The sequence below is a fragment of the Olsenella uli genome, assembly GCF_016900775.1.
Classification (GTDB): domain Bacteria; phylum Actinomycetota; class Coriobacteriia; order Coriobacteriales; family Atopobiaceae; genus Thermophilibacter; species Thermophilibacter uli_A.
This window is the reverse complement of sequence record NZ_JACJKN010000006.1, coordinates 53,970-71,414: the sequence shown is the minus strand read 5'-3', so window position 1 is coordinate 71,414 and position 17,445 is coordinate 53,970. Positions and strand designations below refer to the sequence as shown.

Sequence of the window (17,445 nt, the reverse complement as noted above, 5' to 3'; positions counted from 1 at the left end):
AACTGCTACTTGCACGGTGACAATTGTTAGACTTAGCTAACTTGTTGCGCGAGAAAAACGGCCGCTCCCGGCCGCCTCCTGACAAAGGTGTCTTCCTGACAAAGGTGTCAGGGTCGTTTGTCAGGTTTTACCGGTCGTCGCGCATCACGTCAGAAACCTCGACGCTCGCCGCCTCGTCCTTGCGGATCGAGAGCTCGTAGCCGCGCACCGTGAGCTCGAGCGGGTCGCCGAGCGGCGCCACCTTGCGAACGTGGACGCGCGTGCCCTTGATGAGCCCCATGTCCATGATGCGGCGCTTGAGGGCCCCGGCGCCCGTGAGCCTGGACACCGTCGCGCTCTCCCCCACCTTCACATCCTTAAGCGTTGTCATTTGCCTTCCTTTCTCCCCAACGGCGAGAGGGGCGGTCCCCCTCATCACAATGTCACGCTGATGTGGCTCGCCATCGAGCGGTTGAGCGCCAGACGCGCGCCCTTGACCGACACAATGACGTCGCCGCCCGCGCGAGAGACGACCCTGACCTCGGAGCCCTCCACAAAGCCGAGCTCCGAGAGGTGCTGCCGCAGGTCCGCCCCTCCGCGCACGCTGGCCACGCGCGCCGTCTCGTCCGGGCCGACCATGGCCAGCGGAAGCTGGGATGCCGCCATGACTTGCCTCCCATAAGTTAGCTGCTTGAACTCCTCATGAGTAATATAGGACTTACTTTTTCATGCGCAAGTACCGTTCGCCGATTGAGTTGAATGCGGGTTACTTTTCCGTACGCCCCATCTCAACCGATGCGGCGCTCGCCGCGATGTGCCGAAACAGAGCGAGCCGACGCTTTCGGGTATCGGAGAGGCCGATTTTGTCTATCGCTCTGTCCGGCATCCCACACGCCGGAACTCTCATCCGCCGCCACGTCAAAGTGGGGAACAAGAACAGAAACGCGACTAGGGAGGCACACATGGGCGCAGGCGTACGCGACTTCACGGTGACGGGCGAGAAGGGCTTTCGCCTGAGCGACTATCCCACCTCGCTCAGGGTGGACGGGGACGAGCGGCCCGCCTGGGAGGAGCGGCTCGCGCGCAACAAGGCCCGCATCGAGGAGCTGCAGGACCCCCTCTACGCGGAGGCGCGCGAGAGCGTCATCGTGATCTTGCAGGCCATGGACGCCGCCGGCAAGGACTCGACGATTCGCCACGTGCTCGGCGGCATCAACCCCACGGGCATAGACGTGCGCAGCTTCAAGCAGCCCACCAGCATTGACCGCGAGCACGGCTTTCTCTGGCGCAGCTTCTCGGCGCTGCCGGCGCGCGGCAAGATCGCCGTCTTCAATCGCTCCTACTACGAGGAGTGCCTCGTGGTGCGCGTCCACGGGCTCTGGCGTGACTACCAGCTGCCGGACCGCTGCCGCGACATGGGCGAGAAGCGCTACTTCAGGGAGCGCTTCGAGGACATCCGCGGCTTCGAGCGCTATCTCTGGCGCACCGGGAACCGCATCGTCAAGGTGTTCCTCAACGTGAGCGCGGACAAGCAGCGCGAGCGCTTCCTCGAGCGCATCGACGACCCAGCCAAGAACTGGAAGTTCTCTGAGAGCGACCTCTCCGAGCGCATGGAGTGGGACGAGTACCAGGCCGCCTACGAGGAGATGATCGCCGAGACCGCAACCGAGCGTGCCCCCTGGCTCGTGCTGCCCGCGGACCAGAAGTGGGTGGCCCGCACGCTCTTCTCCGAGGCGCTGCTCCAGGTGCTGGAGGACATGGACCCGCGCTACCCTGAGCTGCCGCGCACGTCGCTCGACCGGCTCGATGAGTGCCGTGCCGCGCTCGTGGACGGCCCCGCGGCGGACGTTGACGACTAGGCGAGAAGAACCTGGCGGCGGGCGCCGTATGCGAGTGACGCGATCGAGTGACGCGTGCGAGTGACACACTCTGACCAAACGGGCCTCGAATCATACGTCCATCCGTCCAAAACCCGTCACTCGAATAGCAGTCCGTCCAAAACCCGTCACTCACGTCACGGGCGAGAAGAACGGACGCGCCGTGGGCCCGACCCCTACAGCAGGTGCTTGCGGAGCTTCCTCAGGAACGTCTTCACGAAGTCGCGGCGCGTGCCGAAGAAGAGCCGGTCCGTGGCGTTCTCCTCGTGCGCGTCGTACCTCAGCGCCGCCAGCTCCACGCCGCAGGCGTAGTCGGCGACCTGCAGCATGCGATACCCGTCAGGCCGCGCGTCGCGATAGATGACCGCCTCGCGGGCGAGCGCATACTCAAATCCGTCGTGAAGCGCCCGCGTCACGAGCGCCTGGCCGTCGTCATAGTAAATCTTCACCAGGTCGAACCCCTAGAGGCGCTCGATGTGGTCAAAGAGGAACTCGACGAGATCGCGCCTCATTCTGGCGCCGAGCGATGCACGGTCGCGAAACTCGCTCTTGCGGTACACAAACACGTGGTAGGTAAAGGGAGAGTGCTGAACGAAGGTGCCAAAGCTAGCGAGATAGGCGGCGCGACGCTTTGGCTCCATCTCAGCGTAGGCGTCGTTTCCCCGAAGCAGGGGGCTGAGGTGCAGAGGAACGTCTTCAAGCCCGCGGACGGCCAGATCGCCCTCATAGAGGCGAATCGTTCGCCCAAGATCATCTGCTTGATCATGAAAGACAAGCGCAAGGAGATAGTACTTGGACTCACCGCCCAAGTCGCCCGACTCGTCAACGAATACCGAGAGCTCCCTCACCTTCCACCGCCTCGCGATATTAAAAATGCCGGGGGGAACCCCCCGGCCCTTGATAGCCCCCTCTTACGAGACGACCAGTTAGTTTATATCACAGCTCATCTCAAGATGCAAGGAAATTCTTAGGTTGTTATGATTCAACATTAACACAATGTCATACTATATAATCTTCTAGTCCATCTCACCAAGAGACATGAATGGGGCACATCAAGACCGCCCGGCGAGAAGAACGCGCAGCCCGTAGACTCGCTACCGCCCCGCCCGGCCGCAGACCCTCCGGACGATGGTGGCCACCAGCAGAACAAGCACCACGACCAGCAGCGCCAGCCCGCCGATGCGCAGCCAGCGCTCGACCTCGAGCGCGGGCGAGCCGGTCGACTCCGCCGGGAGGAACGCCGCGACCACCCGCTCGACGGCACCCGGGCTCGCCTGCGCCTCGTCGTTCTCCACTCGCTCGCAGTACACCAGATAGCGATGCGAGGAGACGGCATAGGGATGACAGGTGAAGAGCGTGACCAGGTCCCTGCCCTCCTGGACGGCTAGCGCGTCGACGTCGTCCGGCTCGATGACGCGGATCTCGCAGACCCGGTAGGTGAGCTCGTCCCATGCCGTCGTGATGGTAATCGTGTCCCCCACCTCAAGAAGCTCGATGTCGCGGAACATCTGCACACCGTGCCAGACCCCCCGGTGCGCCGCAATCACGCAGTTGGAGGACTCCCCGCCGACGGGCATCGAGGTCCCGGCGACCACCGCCGCGCCGAGCTCCATGTTGGCCTCGGTTGCACCGAGGTAAATAGGCAGCGTGACGCCCATGGCCGGGATGTCGGTCGAGCCCACGATGCCGTCCGGGAGGCCCATCGCGGCCAGCTCGTCACCGGAGAAGGCGAAGGGGTCGTTGACCTTGTCGCCCGTGCCCTCGCGCACCCGCTCGCTGTAATCGACGAGCGCCTCATAGGTGGGGTCGCCCTCCTTGGGGCGGAAGGCGTCCCCGCCATCGTCTTCAGCGGCAGCGGGGGGATCCTCCTCGTCGGACACGGTCGCGGACGTGCGAGACTCCTCGACCACCTGCTCCACGCGTCCCTGCTCGATGACCGCCGAGACGCTCGGCGCCAGGAGCAGGCACGCGCCGATGGCGAGAAGGACGAGCGCGGCCACGAGGGGCGCCACCCCGCCCCGCTGCCTACGGGGCCCCTCGGGACCGGGCGTTCCCTGGGCGAGGTGCCTAGCCACGGTAGCGCCTCCCGTCACGGCGACGTCCGTCGCGCGGGATGACGGGCCTCACGCCGACGGCGCGTCTTGGGCCGGACGATGCGTCGCCTCCGGGACCCTGGCCGGCGAAGTGCCTGCCCGTCGGCCTTGGCGTGGGCTGGCCAGCGGGAACCGGGGCGCTCCCCGAGCCGCCGCGCCCGCGGGACCGCAGCTTGGACACGAGCACGTATGTGCCAATCACCAGCGCGGCGAGAAGCAGGCCGAGAAGGACGGAGGGTAGCAGCGCCTTGTCGGGTGGCTCGGTGTAGCCGGAGGGGAAGTCGGCGTCGCCCTTGTCGAGCCACTCCGCGGGCAGCTCGCAGCGCTCCGCGTGGACGAGCAGGCGGTGGGTGTTAACGCCGTACGGAGTGCAGGTGACGAGCGTGCAGAGATCGCGGCCCTGCTCGATGACGAGGGAGTCGGTCTCGTCGGGAAGGACCACCTCGACGGAAGTGACGCGGTAGGCGTGGTCCTCGCCGAGGACCGAGATAACGAAGTAGTCCCCCACCTCGAGCTGGTCCAGGTTGTCGAAGATCTTCATCGAGGGAAGCCCGGTGTGGCCGGAGAGGACGCAGTGCGTCGACTCGCCTCCGATGGGGACGGAGGTCTGCTCGAGATGGCCCACGCCCCGCTGCAGCGTATCGGCCTCGGTGCCGTGATAAATGGGGAGCTCGACGTGAATCTTGGGAATGTTGATAGTGGCCATGACTCCATCACCCGCAAGATTGAGCACACTCTCGTAGTCTTCATCCGTGGGCTTCTCGGCATCTGGGTCAAACGGGTCGGTGACGACCGTCCTGCTTGAGAGGAGCTGCTCGTTGTAGGCAATGGCTCGCTGCCGCTCCGAATCCAGGAGGCCGTCGTCGGTCTCGCTCACAATCTCCCTTGACTGCTCGACCACAACACGCTGCTCGCCTTGGTGCACGGCATTGCTGACAAACGGGTAGGTAATGCAGAGAAGACCAGCGAGAAGGGCGATGACCGCGGCCGCGATTCGCCCGCGAGACCTTGCCGCAGCGGAGGTCAAGCTGACCTGCGAGCGAGAGGCGCCGTTGAAGACGTCTGACCTGACCATGAGACCTCAATTCAAGAATGCACAACCAAGAAGGCCCGGCTCCCCAAGGGGGCCGGGCCAGTGGCTCGAGAGCCTTACGCACGGAGGCGCACCAGGTCCTAGTTCTCCTTGCGGGAGCGGACGATGAACGCGGCGGCGCCTGCGACGAGCACGACGCCAGCGGCGGTCAGGGCAACGGTACCCGCGCCACCGGTGGTCGGGAGCTCGGTGAAGAAGTTGGACTCCTCATCGACGATCTCGCCGCCGTTCACCTCGTAGAGGCTGCCCGTATAGGTGCCGTCATCGGCAAGGCCGGAGGAGGTAATGGTGAACGCCAGATCGGCAATCGGCTTGTAGCCGGCGGGAGCCTTGGTCTCCACGAGCGTGTACTTCTGGCCGGCAGCAAGCGCGCCGTTGAGGGTCACAACGCCGTTCGCACCGGACTTGAGGCCCGTGTAGAGCTCGTTGCCATCGGCGTCCTTGATCGTAAACTCAGCGCCCTCGAGAGCGTCCTTGTCGCCGTTGACCTTCTTGAAGGTGATGCCGTAGACGGTCATCCACACGGTATCGTCATCCGTGGAGGTCTCTTCATCAACGGAGTTGACGGAGAACTCAAGCACGACGGAGTTGGACTCGTCGGCGCTGTAGACGGGGGCGTTGCCGTCCTGGGCAAGGGTCGCCTTGTAGGTCACCGTAAGCGTCTGGTTGGCATACGCCTTGAGGGCGGTGCCAGTGAGCTGGATGGTGCCGAAGAAGCCGTCGGCGGAACCGAGGATGTAATCGTCGCCAGCGGTCAGAGTGGTCCCACCAACCTTGACCTCAAGGCTGTCGGCAACATAGACAAAGCCGTCATCCATGGTGTCGGTCAGCTTGTACACGCGGGTGCCAAGCTCGTCGACGTACTTGGGAACGGGAGCGGTGATGGTGAAGGTCACGGTGTCGTTGGTGTCGACGTTGTCGACGGCATCCTGGCCGTTGATCTTCTTGTCCACGACAGATCCGTCGGGATCGGGCGTCATGTCGGTGTACTTCAGATCGGCGCTCACGTCCACCTCAACCCAGTCGGCGCCGTCAGCCTCGGGCATGACGGTGACGATGGTGTTCTGATACACGCGAGTCGCATCGTTGGCACTCTCTACGACCACGAGGTACTGGCCGGCGTCAACGTCGTTGAAGACGGCGCCGGCAGCGGTGGCGCTCACGGGGCCATACATCTTGAAGCCAGTGGCACCCCACTGCCCAGCGTTCTCGTTCACGTACTGGGCGATGGTGTTGGCGTAGCCCTCGACCTCGTCCGTGGTGTCGGGGTCGGCAGCCGTGTTGCTCGCGGCCCACTCCTCGTCAAAGTCGATGCCGAAGTCGGTCACGAAGCTGTTGGTCGCCTCGTTGTTGGTCGTGTTAACGTCGGTCTTCACGACCTGGTACAGATAGACCTGGTCGCCAGGCTCGACGTTGGTGATGGTGACGTCACCGCCCGTGATCGGGTCAGCGAGCGCCGTCCCCGGGGCAATGGCGAGGGCGGCGACGAGCGCCACGAACGCGGCGAGCAGCCCCCTCAGCCTGTTCTTGATGTGAGCCATGTTCTTCTCTCCTTTCGCCGGCTCCCCGCCGGCATTGCCCACGAATTACTAAACGAGTTAGCTATCAACACCACCCGGTATCTCCGAGCGGGAGTTGCTGATGAATCTCCAGCGCTACCCCCGGAGCAGGCCCTTCCTTCTCGCCAGATACGCCCCGCCGACCGCAACCGCGGCAACGCCGGCCGACATCATGAGGATCGTGCCGGAGGAGCCTGAGGTCGGGAACTCAGGGTTGGGCTTGTTGGCAACGGAGAAGCTGAACGTGGCGGTATCCTTGTTGAGCTGGACCGTCTCGGTCGTCGGGTCCTCGCCCTCGTCCCCGGGGATGGTGAAGACCGCCTGGTCTCGTCCGACCTCGATGACGATCGTCTTGTCGAGAATCTGATAGCCTGAGGGAACCCTGGTCTCCTTGAGGTAGTAGGTGCCCCCCTCCTCGAGGCCGGAGAGAATCACATGTCCCTTCGTCACGCCATTCTCGCCGTCGCTGGTGACGCCCTTTGCGACCTCCTGCGTGCATGCCTCGTCGCTGTAGAGCGTGAACTCGGCGTCCGACAGCGGCCTATTGGGGTCTGCGACGGGCCTGCCGCTCCCGTCCTTACCGAGCTCGCCCTTGAAGATATCAAGGTGATAGACGCTATAGACGTTCTTGAAGGAGACCGTCAGAGGGTCGGCATGGCTTTCGTCAGAGGTTTTGTAGGTCGCAGACCCTGCGTTTGCCCAGTCGCCGTCGCCAACCTTCTTCTCAAGCGTCAGCACGGCCTGAATGTCATCCTTAGCGCTCTCGTCGACCCAGGTCACGGCAACAGAGACGCGCCAGGTGGTCTCCTCCTCCTGATGCCACTTGCTGTCCTCGCCGAGAACCTCAGCGTACTCGTAGACGTAGGTGTGGCCGACGTTTGCGGCGGTCAGCGTCAGCTCGTTGGCGGAGCGAACCGTGCGCGTCTGGTCCGTGGTGATCGACTCGCCGTTGCTGAAGGTAAGAACGTTGTCCTGGAACGCGCCGTTGAGCTCGCCAGCAAGGTTAGAAAGCCCGGCGAGTTCAGCCGCCTGCTCGGCAGTGGTGCCCGTGGCCTCATCGGCAAGCGCCGTCACGGTGAAGCTGAAGTCGCCCGCGCTCGCATCATGGCCAACGACCTGCTTGGTCTCCTGGAGTCCGGCGAACGTCAGGGACACGTAGCGGTTAGTGAACACAAGGCTCTGGTAAATACCTCTCGCGGATTCTTTGGAGTCGAGGTCCCTCTTGACCCACATCCCCGTTACGTTCAGGCCGCCGCCCGCGATGTTGTCAGAGACTTCAAGCTCGACATACCAAGGATTGTCGTACACCAAGTCATCGGGGCTGCCATCCTCGACCTCGGTCACCTTGTAGTAATAGAGTCCCGGCTCGTCAAACGTAATAGGGCAGAAGGCTTCCACCTTTGCAGTGCTTCCATCCACATTGATCTGCGGGCTCTGACCATCAATTGTGACCTCCTGCTGGACATTGCCCTCGTCGCATCGCGGCAAAGGCATCTCATAGGTGGTGTCCAGCCCTTCTCCCGGGTTCGCAACTCGGCCAACGCCCTCGATGCGGAAGGTAAACGAGTCGCTCTCGCGCCACTCGCGGCCGTCAATCTTCTTAAAGACGTCCAGCTCGTAATGTGCAAGCGCAGACGTGTTGGTCATGACCACCTTGATGACGGGGTCTTGCCCGAGAGCGGTGCCCTCGTTGGTCTCGCCCTTGATGCCCGTTCGGCCATCGTCGTCCTGCACGTTCGACGCTCCGCCCTTCAGGGGGGTGCCGCTTTCATCCGTCATGGAGAACGTCGGGGCGAGATAGTCCTCATCGCTGAACGCCATCCCGTCGGCGTTCACCTCGTAGACGGTGACCGTGTTGCCGCCAACGATCCCCCGGATCTCAGCATGCTGGCCGGCCATGAGCTCGACGAGGCCGCCGCTGGTCGTCCTCTGCTCTCCCGACGTATCGTCATCAGAGTCGTAGAGGTAGTACGTGCCCTCGTACTGCCTGGATCCAATCATCACCATTGCGTAGAAGACGTCGCCATCCTCTACCTTGCCGTCCTTCTTGACCTCGACGTTGAACGAGTTCTCCGCGGAGATGGAGTTCTCGAACGTCACGTGGGCGGTCTGGTTCACGACGAACTCAGGGCTCTTGACCCCGTTGACGGATCCACCTTGCCACGAGGCGGAGGTACCGTTGATCTCCACCTCGTACTTGTCGCTCGTCGCACCCGTCTCCACGACGTAGTAGCGGCTCTGGCGGGTGATGCGCGAGCCATCGGGGTTGTCCGACGTGATGAGTCGGGCGGTCTGGCCGTCCTTGAGCTTGATGACGCCGTTCTCGGCCGTGAGCCCAGCCTGCACGCGCTCGCCGTCCTCGTACACGTCATAGGCGCCGGTATAGAGCTGGTAGTCCGTGCCGTCCCCGTCATAGTCGACGTAGGCATTGAACGTGAAGTCGATGTCCGAGACATCGTTGAGGTTGGAGTAGGTTACGTCCTTATCGATCTCGACCGAGCCGTCGGGAATGGTCGGGAGGTTGAAGCGGATGCGGCAGTTGGACCCGCCGTCGCCGCGCTCGAGGTAGAAGAACTTGATGGTGTGCGTGGCGTACGGGTCGTCGTTCCACGTCTTGCCGGCCGCAGTGAAGGCGTCTTCGATGGAAGCATACGTATTACCGGTTGCCCCAGTCCAGCGCTGGCCCCTCTCCCCGCGATACGGACTGGCGTCGTAAGTTATTGTGCCAGTATGGAAATTGATATTTCCACTCGTTGCGTCATGAATGCCGCCGAGGTCGAGCACGAGCACGTCATCGATGAAGACCCAGACGTCATCGTCTCCGGTGAAGTCGAAGATCATGTCCTCGCCGTTGGATAGTACGCCAGACTCGCCCTCGTACTCGGGCATATAGAACGTCGCGGAGATATCTAGACCGAAGGAATAGTTGAAACCGCTTTGCGTCCTGCTATCGTCGAACGGCGTGAACTGGGGAACGCTCGCCGCGCCCGTCCTCGTATCCGTTGTCAGGGTAAAGCTATTGGTTCGCTCGTTATATCGAGCATAGTTCTGCGAACTATCGAAGTAGTAGTAACCGTCGTCATCGCGCTGGAGAAGGCCGGTCACGTTCTGGTAGTTATGAATATAGGACCTGTTGGAGCCATCTCCCCCAAACAGGTAGGAGAGGCTTTGGGTAGAGCGAGTCGTCGAATAGTTAAGAACCGGACACCCATCGTCCGACAGTTTTCTCTGAACAATCTCAGCAAACATCTGATTGCCATGGGTGTACTCGTTGAATGTATTGTCATTCATATCGCCGAACTTCATGGCATGGAGACTGTCGTTAATCGTTCCCCAACCAGACCGATCGTAGTCGTGAAGGTTAACCACGATGCCGTCCTCCTGGGCAGCATCGGCCCACGCCGTAGCCGGAGCAACCCCAAGCCCGAGCAACATTGTCGCCGCCGCAAACGCCAGCAGCGAGACAGCCCTTCCGAGCGCCGTTCTTCTCCGTACCTTCATCCGCCTACCTCCATGCCTTTGGAGCGCCAATGCGTCCATGCTTTGTTGCGCATCTTTGATTGAGACGCATTTTCGAATCACATGAAGGAAAGTTTAGGGTTGGTTGAGGGCTAACCTATTTTCTTGTTTTATGGTAGGGGGTACTGAAATCGCATCATTTGCGCAATTGCATGGGGAGGGGGTGCATCCATTTTCGCACCGTATTTCTGGGCTATAACACCAAAGAGGTTCTTATCGCCTAGACACATAATCCCACATTGCCCGATGAGCTGGGATAACGCATCCGAGTATGTTATCTTTCGCACATTCCCCTCACCACTTCATGGGGAGGGGCCATCTTCTTCGCTTACGGGATTTTTACACGCCAGGAATTGGCACCGCACTCAGCGCATTATCAAATGTTATATCTCTCGACGGACGGCGTCAGCCCTCGAGGCTCGCCTCGTCCACCACCGTGTAGACGTTGGCGAGCTGAGCGCCGTTCTCTGCGTGGACGGGCGTGGAGACCACGATGCCCTCGCGGCGCATGCGGGAGAGCAGCCGGTCGATGGTCTTCTCGTTGCGGCCCAGCACGGCGGCAATCTGAGCCTTGGAGCAGGGCCTTCCCTCGTGCCGCTCGATAAACTCGATGATTCTTGCCTCCGTCGGGGTAAGGCGGACAGGACCCGCGGCGGTCATGCGGATGCGCTTTGCTCCGCGGGCGCGGCGCGTCCTCTTCTCGTCGGTGGCGCCCCCGCTCGCCCGGGCATCGCCCTTGGGTGAAGGCGCCGCCTTCAGGGGGTTATCCGGCGAGGACCCCCCCCCACTGCACCTTTTTTGCCCCTATGCGCGCCATCCTGCGTTCCTTCCGTCACGTGCCCAACCGACAAGGCCCCTGCCCTCTGGCCGCACGAGCCACAGTCATCTAATCATTTCGAAAAGTGTACGGGGGAAGCGGCGACCTCCCGTCGCGAGGCGTCGCACAACCTGCGTCGCGCCATCAAACCGTCATCATTTCATGGGGAGGGGGTCTAATGTGCAGACCTCATCCGGCGCAGCGCCCGCAGGCTGCTGCGAATCAAAGCTCAGAGCGCCGCAGCTATGGCCCTCCTGATGAAGTCGGACCGGTTCTGCGCCCTCTCGTCGATTGCCTTGACCATCGACTGGGGAATCTTGACGGTCACCGACACAAGCGGCTCGTCGGCGACGGCCGCCGGTCCCTGGTGGATGCGTTGGAGGCGGCCCGCCCATGACTCAGTCTCGAACTCCTTGCAGATGCGGTCGATGTCCTCATCCGTGAGGACTTCACCGTTTGCCAGCTTGTATTCGGCCATGTCAGTTCCTCCTTATTAGATAGTCAATCTCATTCAGAACCTTCTTGGTTGGAGGGGTCATCGCGTGATACACGAGCCACTCACCACCTGGAAGAAGCGACCCCACCATCTCAACCAGACGCCCCGCAGGGTCAACCCCCACGCGAACCTCCAACTCTCCGGGAACGCGGACGGCACCAATCAGATAGTTCTCCCAAGCCAATCTGACTTCAGTGGCGGTGAGGCCATGTCTGAGAGCGTTCGAGTGCACCTTTACCATCTGTCTCCTTCCTATTGTAATACTTTGGGTGTTACCAATCGAAGAGGGTCTTCCCTTCAATACGGATGTTCTCGCCCGACTCATCCTCCCCAGGGCGCGAGCGTAGCACCCGGGGCGGCGGAGGTGTCTTCCCAGTTGCTGACGCGTTGCTGCGCCCGCAGGTCAGCACGGGTTTGGGGGCTGCGAGCCGTGGTCCTTCTCGGCAGGTGGCGGGAATGCGGGGATGGGCGGGGTGCGGGAGTTCTCCGCGTCGTGGGGCGCGTCGCAAATCTTCCGCGGAGTTGACGGGCGGGGGATTCGCGACGGAACGCGGAACGAAAACGTCGCCGGACCCCCGCGTCACGGCTGAGCGGGGGTCCGACGACGTTTCAGGAGGCGGGACTGTCGCCACGCCCCCGCAACGCGGCCGTGCGGGGGCCCGGCGACAAAACCGGGATCACCCCGTGTTCTGCAGGCCGGCCGCGACGCCGGAGACGGTGCAGAGGATGAGGTAGGTGAGCGCGTCGCGCTCCTCGGGCGTGAGGTCGCCCGCGCGCAGGCGCCGCAGCGCGAGGGCCTGCGTCACGGAGAGCACGTTCACGAACGGCAGGCGCATGCGGATCACGGGCCCGAGCACGCGGCGGTGCTCGAGCGGCCAGGCGTCGCCCACGATGGCGAGCACCCAGCGACGGGTGAGCGCCATCTCGTCCAGGACCTTCTCGGCGAGGTCAGAGCGGTCGCCGAGCGAGAGGTAGAGCCGCGCGATGCGCTCGTCGGTCTTGGAGAGCGACATCTCGACGTTGTCCACGAACGTGGTGAAGAGGGGCCACTCGGCGTAGGCCTCGCGCAGGCGGTCGAGGTCGCCCAGGCGCTCGCAGGCGGTGCCCAGGCCGAACCACGCGGCCAGGTTGATGCGCGCCTGGCTCCACGAGAAGATCCACGGGATGGCGCGCAGGTCATCGAGGGAGGTGGCGCCGAGGCCGCGCTTCGCGGGGCGCGACCCGATGGGCAGCAGGCCCACCTCGGTGAGCGGCGTCACCGTGGAGAACCACTCCGCAAAGCCGTCCGTGTGCAGGAGGTCGAGGTACTTCTCGCGCGAGGCGGCGTCGAGCGTGCGCGCGAGCTCCGCGTACTTCTCGGTGGCCTCGGTGTTGACCCAGTCGATGGAGGGCGCGGACTGCAGGAGCGTCGCCCCCGCGACGGACTCCACGTGGCGGCGCGCCAGCGTGGGGTCGCCGTAGCGGGCAAAGATGACCTCGCCCTGCTCCGTGAGCTTGAAGCGGCAGTTCACCGAGCCCGAGGGCTGGGAGAGCACCGCGCGGTTGGCGGGCCCGCCGCCGCGCCCGACCGCGCCGCCGCGGCCGTGCATGAGGACGAGGTCGATGCTGTTCTCGTCCGCCCAGCGGGCGATGGCGGCCTGCGTGGCGTGCAGCACGAGCGTGGCGGAGGTGGGACCCGCGTCCTTGGAGGAGTCGGAGTAGCCGAGCATGACCTCGAGGCGACGGCCCGTCTCTTCCAGACGACGCTGGACCTCGGGGAGGCGGATCATCTCGTCGAGCGTGGCGACGGCGTTCTCCAGGTCCTCTGCCTGCTCGAAGAGCGGGATGACGTCGAGCACGGGGACGTCGGCCTCGTGCGCGAAGGCGAGGTGCGCCAGGCGATAGACGTCCGCCACGTTCTGCGCGGACTTGGTAAAGGAGATGATGTAGCGGCGCGCGGCGTCCACGCCGTTTTTGCGCTGGATCTGCGCGATGGCGCGGAAGGTGTCCAGCACCTCGCGCGTCATGGGCTGGAGCTCGCCGCGCTCGCCCCAGCGACCGTGCTCGCGGATGTCCTCGAGGGCGCGCGTGTGCACGACGGAGTGCTGGCGGAACTCCATCTCCACGAGGTGGAAGCCGAAGGTCTCGGCCTGCCAGATGAGCTTCTGCAGGGGCCCGTAGGCAGTGCGGACGGCGCCCGCCTTGGCAAGGGAGAGCTGGACCACGCGCAGGTCGGCGATGTAGGACCGCGCGTCGGGGTACATGATGTCCGCAGTGCGGTCGATGGTGGCGCGCAGGCGCTCGGCGATGACGAGCATGCACGCGCGGTGGAGCTCGCTCGCGGAGACCTCGAGCGCGCGGGCGGTGATGGCCTCGCTCATCTCCATCTGGTGGTTCCAGAGGTTGACGAGCTGGTCGGAGGGCGGGGTGGACGAGGCGTCGAGCGTGAGGTTGCGCCCCGTCACGCGCGTGGCCTCGGCCAGGGCCTCCAGCACGTGCCCGCGGAACTTCTCGGCCACCTGGCGGCTCACGCGGGCGGTGACGTTGGGGTTGCCGTCTCGGTCCGAGCCGATCCAGCTGCCGGGGTGGAAGAACGCCGGGCAGACGGGCGGCACGGTGCCGGCGCGCTCGCCGAGCTCCCAGTCGTCGAAGCGGCGGTAGACCTCCGGCACCATGTCGAAGAGCGTGTTGTCGAAGATGTCGATGATGGTGTCGGCCTCCTCGACGGGCGTCGGCTTCTTGTGCGCAATCGGCGAGGTGCGGAAGAGCGCGTCGATCTCCTGCAGGAGGCAGCGCTCGTTCTCGGCGAGCGCGATGCCCGCGAGGCCCTGCCGCGCGGCGAGAAGCCCGGCGATGCGGCGGATCTTGCCCTCGACGGCCTTGCGGCGCGCCTCGGTGGGGTGCGCGGTGAAGACCGGGCGGAACTCCAGCCGGTTGAGCAGGGCGATGGCCTTCCCGCGGCCGCACTCATCCACGAGCTGGCGGTAGGCGACGGTGATGTCGTTGATCGGGTCCTCGTCCGCCGTGGTGGGGACGGCGCTCTCGCGGCTGCGCAGCGACGCCACGCGGTAGTTCTCCTCGCAGATGTTGGCGAGGTGGAAGTACGCCGTGAAGGCGCGCATGATGATGGTGGCGCGCTCCTCGTCCAGGCCGTCGATGATCTGCTCGAGGTCGGCGAAGGCGGCCCGCTCGCCCTCGGTCTCCTCGGCCTCGTCCGCGTTGGCACGAATCGCGTCGGCGAGAAGGACGTCGAAGGTGGCGCGCACCTCGGGGTCGAACTCCTCGAGCACCTTGCGGATCAGGCGCAGGAACAGGGCCATGTTCTCCGCGATGCTCTCGGGCAGGTCGACGCCGGAGAGCGCCTGGCGCGCGGAGTCCGTTGCGACGCGCACGGCGTCGGCGAGCTCGGGCGAGGCGGGTATGATAGCTGACGGGCTCTCAGGCGAGGGGTTCTTCTCGGCCAACGTGTCTCCTTTGACGGGCGGGCGGTACACGGTCTGCGTATCCACCATAGCGTGAGAAGGCCGCTGGCGAGAAGACCACTCAAGAAAGACCCACGGGGGAAACGCGTTGTTCACGCGGGGCGGTGCGGGCGAGCGTCACTCAGTTCCGGAGCCATGACAAGGGCACCTGACAAAGGTGCCGGGGGAAATTGTCAGGTTTGGAGCCGCTCGACGCGGTGGCCGCAAGACGGCGACCCGCCCTGCTTTACATTCCCGTCACGCCCGGACGCTACAATCGTGGGGCCAGAGCCGCTCGAGAGGAAAATGCCGTCCATGCCACGCAACCCGTTCAAGCGCCGCGAGGTCACGCCCGTGCGACCCGCAAGCCAGACGCCCAAGACGCCGCGCTACGGCGTGGTGGTGAAGGGCCGCAGGCGGAAGCGCCCGCCCAAGGCGGCGGCCGACAGGCAGCCTGGGTTTCTCGCCCGCGTGGCCAACGACTGGTGGAACCGCCTCATCGGCGCCGTCTTCGGCGGCACGTTCTCCAGCGAGACCGAGCAGTACCTCGCGCACCAGACCAAGCGCGACTACGTCTGCAACACGCTTGGCCAGGCGGCGTGGGGCATGCTGTTTCCCCTGCTCACGATGGTGGCAACCTGGCTCGTGGGCGCCGAGCAGGCGGGCCTCTTCTCGATGGCCTTCACCGTGGGCACGCTGCTGCTCTTCCTTGCCAACTACGGGGTGCGCACCTACCAGGTCTCGGACCTCGACGAGATGCAGTCGTTTCTGGACTACCAGGTCCAGCGCGTCATCACGTGCGCGCTCATGCTGCTCGTGGGGTGGCTGTGGTGCCAGTTCAGGGGCTATGACGGCCACATGTTCTCCATCTGCATGGGCGTGCTCGTCTTCCGCGCGGTCGACGGCCTGGCGGACGTCTACGAGGGGCGCCTCCAGCAGGCGGACAAGCTCTACCTGGCGGGCCTCTCCCAGGCCGCGCGGTGCGTGCTGGGGATCGCGGTCTTCTCCGTGGTCCTGCTGGTGACGCGCAACCTGGCGTGGGCGAGCTGGGGGCTTGCCGTGGGCGGCGTGGCGTCGCTGCTGTTGCTCTCCCTGCCGCTCGCGTACTTTGAGACGGAGCGGTCGCTCCCGGCGAGCGCGCGCGGCGTGCGGGAGCTCTTCGTCCAGTGCTTCCCGCTGTTCCTCGCGCTCTTCCTCTACAACCTCATCGACTCCGTGCCCAAGTTCACGATGGAGGGCGCGCTCTCCTACGACAACCAGCTCTACTACAACGCCATGTACTTCCCCGCCCACTCCATCCTCATGGCGGCGGGCTTCATCTACAAGCCGCAGCTCGTGCGCCTGGCGCGCATCTGGGACGACCCCGAGAAGCACCGGCGCTTCGACCTGCTGGTCCTGGCCATGATGGGCGTGATCGCGCTCATCACCGGCGGCATGGCGCTCGTGATGGGCACGGTGGGCATCCCGGTGATGGGCTTCATGTACGGGATCGGCTTCGAGCAGTTCCGCAGCCTCTGCCTCGTGATGGTGGCGACGGGCGGCGTCTGTGCGTGCATCGACTTCCTGTACCAGATCATCACGGTGCTGCGGGCGCAGGAGCAGGTCTCGCGGCTCTACCTCATCGCCATAGCCTTTGCCGTGCCGGTGTCCATGCTGCTGGTGAACTTCGCCGGGCTCGCGGGCGCCGTGGTCTCGAGCCTCGTCTCCATGGCGATCCTGCTGGTGCTGCTGGTGACGGAGTACTTTGCCATCCGCAGGCGCCTGGCGGGAGGGCGCTAGGCTCCCCGCCTCGAGCGGCCGCCGCGCCGAGGGGCCTGGGACCGGTCCTTGCGGACGGAGTAGCCAAAGGTCCCGATGCGCCGCCCCAGCTCGAAGTACTCGCCGTGGCTGTACGCGGTGAGGCCCGCGCGGGCGAGGTCGAGCCTGCCGCGCGCGTCGAGGAGGCCATCCTCCACCTGGACGGCGGTCACGTCCGCGAGGAAGAGGTGGTGGCTTCCCAGCTCGAGCACGTCATGGACGCGGCACTCGATGCTCACCGGCGACTCCTCGATCGCGGGCGCGAGCCCGAGCGTCGCCGCGGGCGCGGGCGTGAGGCCGCACTCCGCCCACTTGTCGAAGTCCCGCCCGGAGCGGACGCCGCACCAGTCGCACGCGCGCTGGAGCCGCGCGGTCACGAGGTTGACGACGAACTCCCCCGACTCGCGCACGATGTGGTAGCTGTGGCGCTCCGGCCTGAGGGAGATGGAGAGCATGGGCGGGTTGGTGCAGACGGTCCCCGCCCAGGCCACGGTCACGATGTCCCGCTCGCCCTCGGCGTTTGCGCAGCTCACCATCACCGCGGGCAGCGGATAGAGCATGTTGCCGCCCTTCCAGGCCTGCTTTGCCATGGCTCCCCCCTTCGTTGGCCGGGCCAGAGAGTCCCGAGTGTGCGCGTGCCGCGCTTCCCACCCAATTCTGGCATCAAAACGCGGCACGTGCACGGTCGGGCGAGCAGCCTCGTCCCATCGAGGGCGCGGGATAGAACGCCCCTGACGCACAACCCGACAAAACGGGCGTTTTTTCCTCTGATTTG

At 64.6% G+C, this 17,445-nt stretch carries 15 protein-coding genes; 2 read left to right on the top strand and 13 right to left on the bottom strand.

Annotated features, from left to right (window positions below; translation table 11 throughout):
- Window positions 1–127: 127 nt before the first annotated feature.
- Window positions 128–370 (bottom strand): FeoA family protein, encoded by a 243-nt coding sequence (locus H6A23_RS05355; protein ID WP_204831163.1) that lies wholly within the window; start codon window positions 368–370, stop codon window positions 128–130.
- A gap of 44 nt (window positions 371–414) precedes the next feature.
- A complete protein-coding gene (locus tag H6A23_RS05350; protein WP_204831162.1) occupies window positions 415–645 on the bottom strand; it encodes a FeoA family protein in 231 nt (76 codons plus the stop codon).
- 296 nt (window positions 646–941) lie between these two features.
- On the opposite strand from H6A23_RS05350, the gene H6A23_RS05345 reads away from it, so the two are divergent.
- Entirely contained in the window at window positions 942–1,838 is an 897-nt protein-coding gene (locus H6A23_RS05345) for a PPK2 family polyphosphate kinase (RefSeq protein WP_204831161.1), read from the top strand.
- Window positions 1,839–2,032: 194 nt separating this feature from the next.
- Here H6A23_RS05345 and H6A23_RS05340 read toward each other — a convergent pair whose 3' ends face one another.
- From H6A23_RS05340 to H6A23_RS05295, 10 genes are all read right to left on the bottom strand, one after another.
- Entirely contained in the window at window positions 2,033–2,305 is a 273-nt protein-coding gene (locus H6A23_RS05340) for a hypothetical protein (protein ID WP_204831160.1), read from the bottom strand.
- 12 nt (window positions 2,306–2,317) lie between these two features.
- Entirely contained in the window at window positions 2,318–2,704 is a 387-nt protein-coding gene (locus H6A23_RS05335) for a hypothetical protein (protein WP_204831159.1), read from the bottom strand.
- Between the two features lie 246 nt (window positions 2,705–2,950).
- On the bottom strand, window positions 2,951–3,931 hold the full coding sequence (locus H6A23_RS05330; RefSeq protein ID WP_204831158.1) for a class C sortase: 981 nt from the start codon (window positions 3,929–3,931) through the stop codon (window positions 2,951–2,953).
- On the bottom strand, window positions 3,924–5,024 hold the full coding sequence (locus H6A23_RS05325) for a class C sortase (protein WP_204831157.1): 1,101 nt from the start codon (window positions 5,022–5,024) through the stop codon (window positions 3,924–3,926). The genes H6A23_RS05330 and H6A23_RS05325 overlap by 8 nt, the downstream gene beginning before the upstream one ends.
- A 98-nt stretch (window positions 5,025–5,122) precedes the next feature.
- The gene (locus tag H6A23_RS05320) at window positions 5,123–6,583 is read right to left on the bottom strand and encodes a SpaH/EbpB family LPXTG-anchored major pilin (RefSeq protein ID WP_204831156.1); all 1,461 of its coding nucleotides are present in this window, start codon (window positions 6,581–6,583) and stop codon (window positions 5,123–5,125) included.
- A 114-nt stretch (window positions 6,584–6,697) separates the two neighbouring features.
- Window positions 6,698–10,102 carry a Spy0128 family protein gene (locus H6A23_RS05315; RefSeq protein ID WP_204831155.1) on the bottom strand — a complete coding sequence of 1,135 codons (3,405 nt, stop codon included), beginning with the start codon at window positions 10,100–10,102 and terminating at the stop codon, window positions 6,698–6,700.
- Between the two features lie 423 nt (window positions 10,103–10,525).
- Window positions 10,526–10,780, bottom strand: a complete 255-nt coding sequence (locus H6A23_RS05310) for a MarR family transcriptional regulator (protein ID WP_204831154.1) — start codon at window positions 10,778–10,780, stop codon at window positions 10,526–10,528.
- 386 nt (window positions 10,781–11,166) lie between these two features.
- Window positions 11,167–11,415, bottom strand: a complete 249-nt coding sequence (locus tag H6A23_RS05305) for a ribbon-helix-helix domain-containing protein (protein ID WP_204831153.1) — start codon at window positions 11,413–11,415, stop codon at window positions 11,167–11,169.
- A 1-nt stretch (window position 11,416) separates the two neighbouring features.
- A complete protein-coding gene (locus H6A23_RS05300) occupies window positions 11,417–11,674 on the bottom strand; it encodes a hypothetical protein (RefSeq protein WP_204831152.1) in 258 nt (85 codons plus the stop codon).
- A gap of 436 nt (window positions 11,675–12,110) precedes the next feature.
- The gene (locus H6A23_RS05295; protein ID WP_353653020.1) at window positions 12,111–14,804 is read right to left on the bottom strand and encodes a phosphoenolpyruvate carboxylase; all 2,694 of its coding nucleotides are present in this window, start codon (window positions 14,802–14,804) and stop codon (window positions 12,111–12,113) included.
- A 384-nt stretch (window positions 14,805–15,188) separates the two neighbouring features.
- Between H6A23_RS05295 and H6A23_RS05290 the strand changes: the two genes are divergently transcribed.
- Complete coding sequence (locus H6A23_RS05290) at window positions 15,189–16,652, top strand: lipopolysaccharide biosynthesis protein (protein ID WP_286165829.1); 1,464 nt, start codon at window positions 15,189–15,191, stop codon at window positions 16,650–16,652.
- On the opposite strand, the gene H6A23_RS05285 is transcribed toward H6A23_RS05290, so the two are convergent.
- The gene (locus H6A23_RS05285; RefSeq protein ID WP_204831150.1) at window positions 16,649–17,260 is read right to left on the bottom strand and encodes a flavin reductase family protein; all 612 of its coding nucleotides are present in this window, start codon (window positions 17,258–17,260) and stop codon (window positions 16,649–16,651) included. The genes H6A23_RS05290 and H6A23_RS05285 overlap by 4 nt on opposite strands.
- Window positions 17,261–17,445 lie beyond the last annotated feature (185 nt).

Bases quoted from the DNA above. Each gene is read 5' to 3' on its own strand.
- H6A23_RS05350 (WP_204831162.1), bottom strand. From the start codon at position 645: ATGGCGGCATCCCAGCTTCCGCTGGCCATGGTCGGCCCGGACGAGACG.
- H6A23_RS05355 (WP_204831163.1), bottom strand. From the start codon at position 370: ATGACAACGCTTAAGGATGTGAAGGTGGGGGAGAGCGCGACGGTGTCC.
- H6A23_RS05345 (WP_204831161.1), top strand. From the start codon at position 942: ATGGGCGCAGGCGTACGCGACTTCACGGTGACGGGCGAGAAGGGCTTT.
- H6A23_RS05325 (WP_204831157.1), bottom strand. From the start codon at position 5,024: ATGGTCAGGTCAGACGTCTTCAACGGCGCCTCTCGCTCGCAGGTCAGC.
- H6A23_RS05320 (WP_204831156.1), bottom strand. From the start codon at position 6,583: ATGGCTCACATCAAGAACAGGCTGAGGGGGCTGCTCGCCGCGTTCGTG.
- H6A23_RS05290 (WP_286165829.1), top strand. From the start codon at position 15,189: ATGCCACGCAACCCGTTCAAGCGCCGCGAGGTCACGCCCGTGCGACCC.
- H6A23_RS05285 (WP_204831150.1), bottom strand. From the start codon at position 17,260: ATGGCAAAGCAGGCCTGGAAGGGCGGCAACATGCTCTATCCGCTGCCC.
- H6A23_RS05300 (WP_204831152.1), bottom strand. From the start codon at position 11,674: ATGGTAAAGGTGCACTCGAACGCTCTCAGACATGGCCTCACCGCCACT.
- H6A23_RS05310 (WP_204831154.1), bottom strand. From the start codon at position 10,780: ATGACCGCCGCGGGTCCTGTCCGCCTTACCCCGACGGAGGCAAGAATC.
- H6A23_RS05305 (WP_204831153.1), bottom strand. From the start codon at position 11,415: ATGGCCGAATACAAGCTGGCAAACGGTGAAGTCCTCACGGATGAGGAC.
- H6A23_RS05315 (WP_204831155.1), bottom strand. From the start codon at position 10,102: ATGAAGGTACGGAGAAGAACGGCGCTCGGAAGGGCTGTCTCGCTGCTG.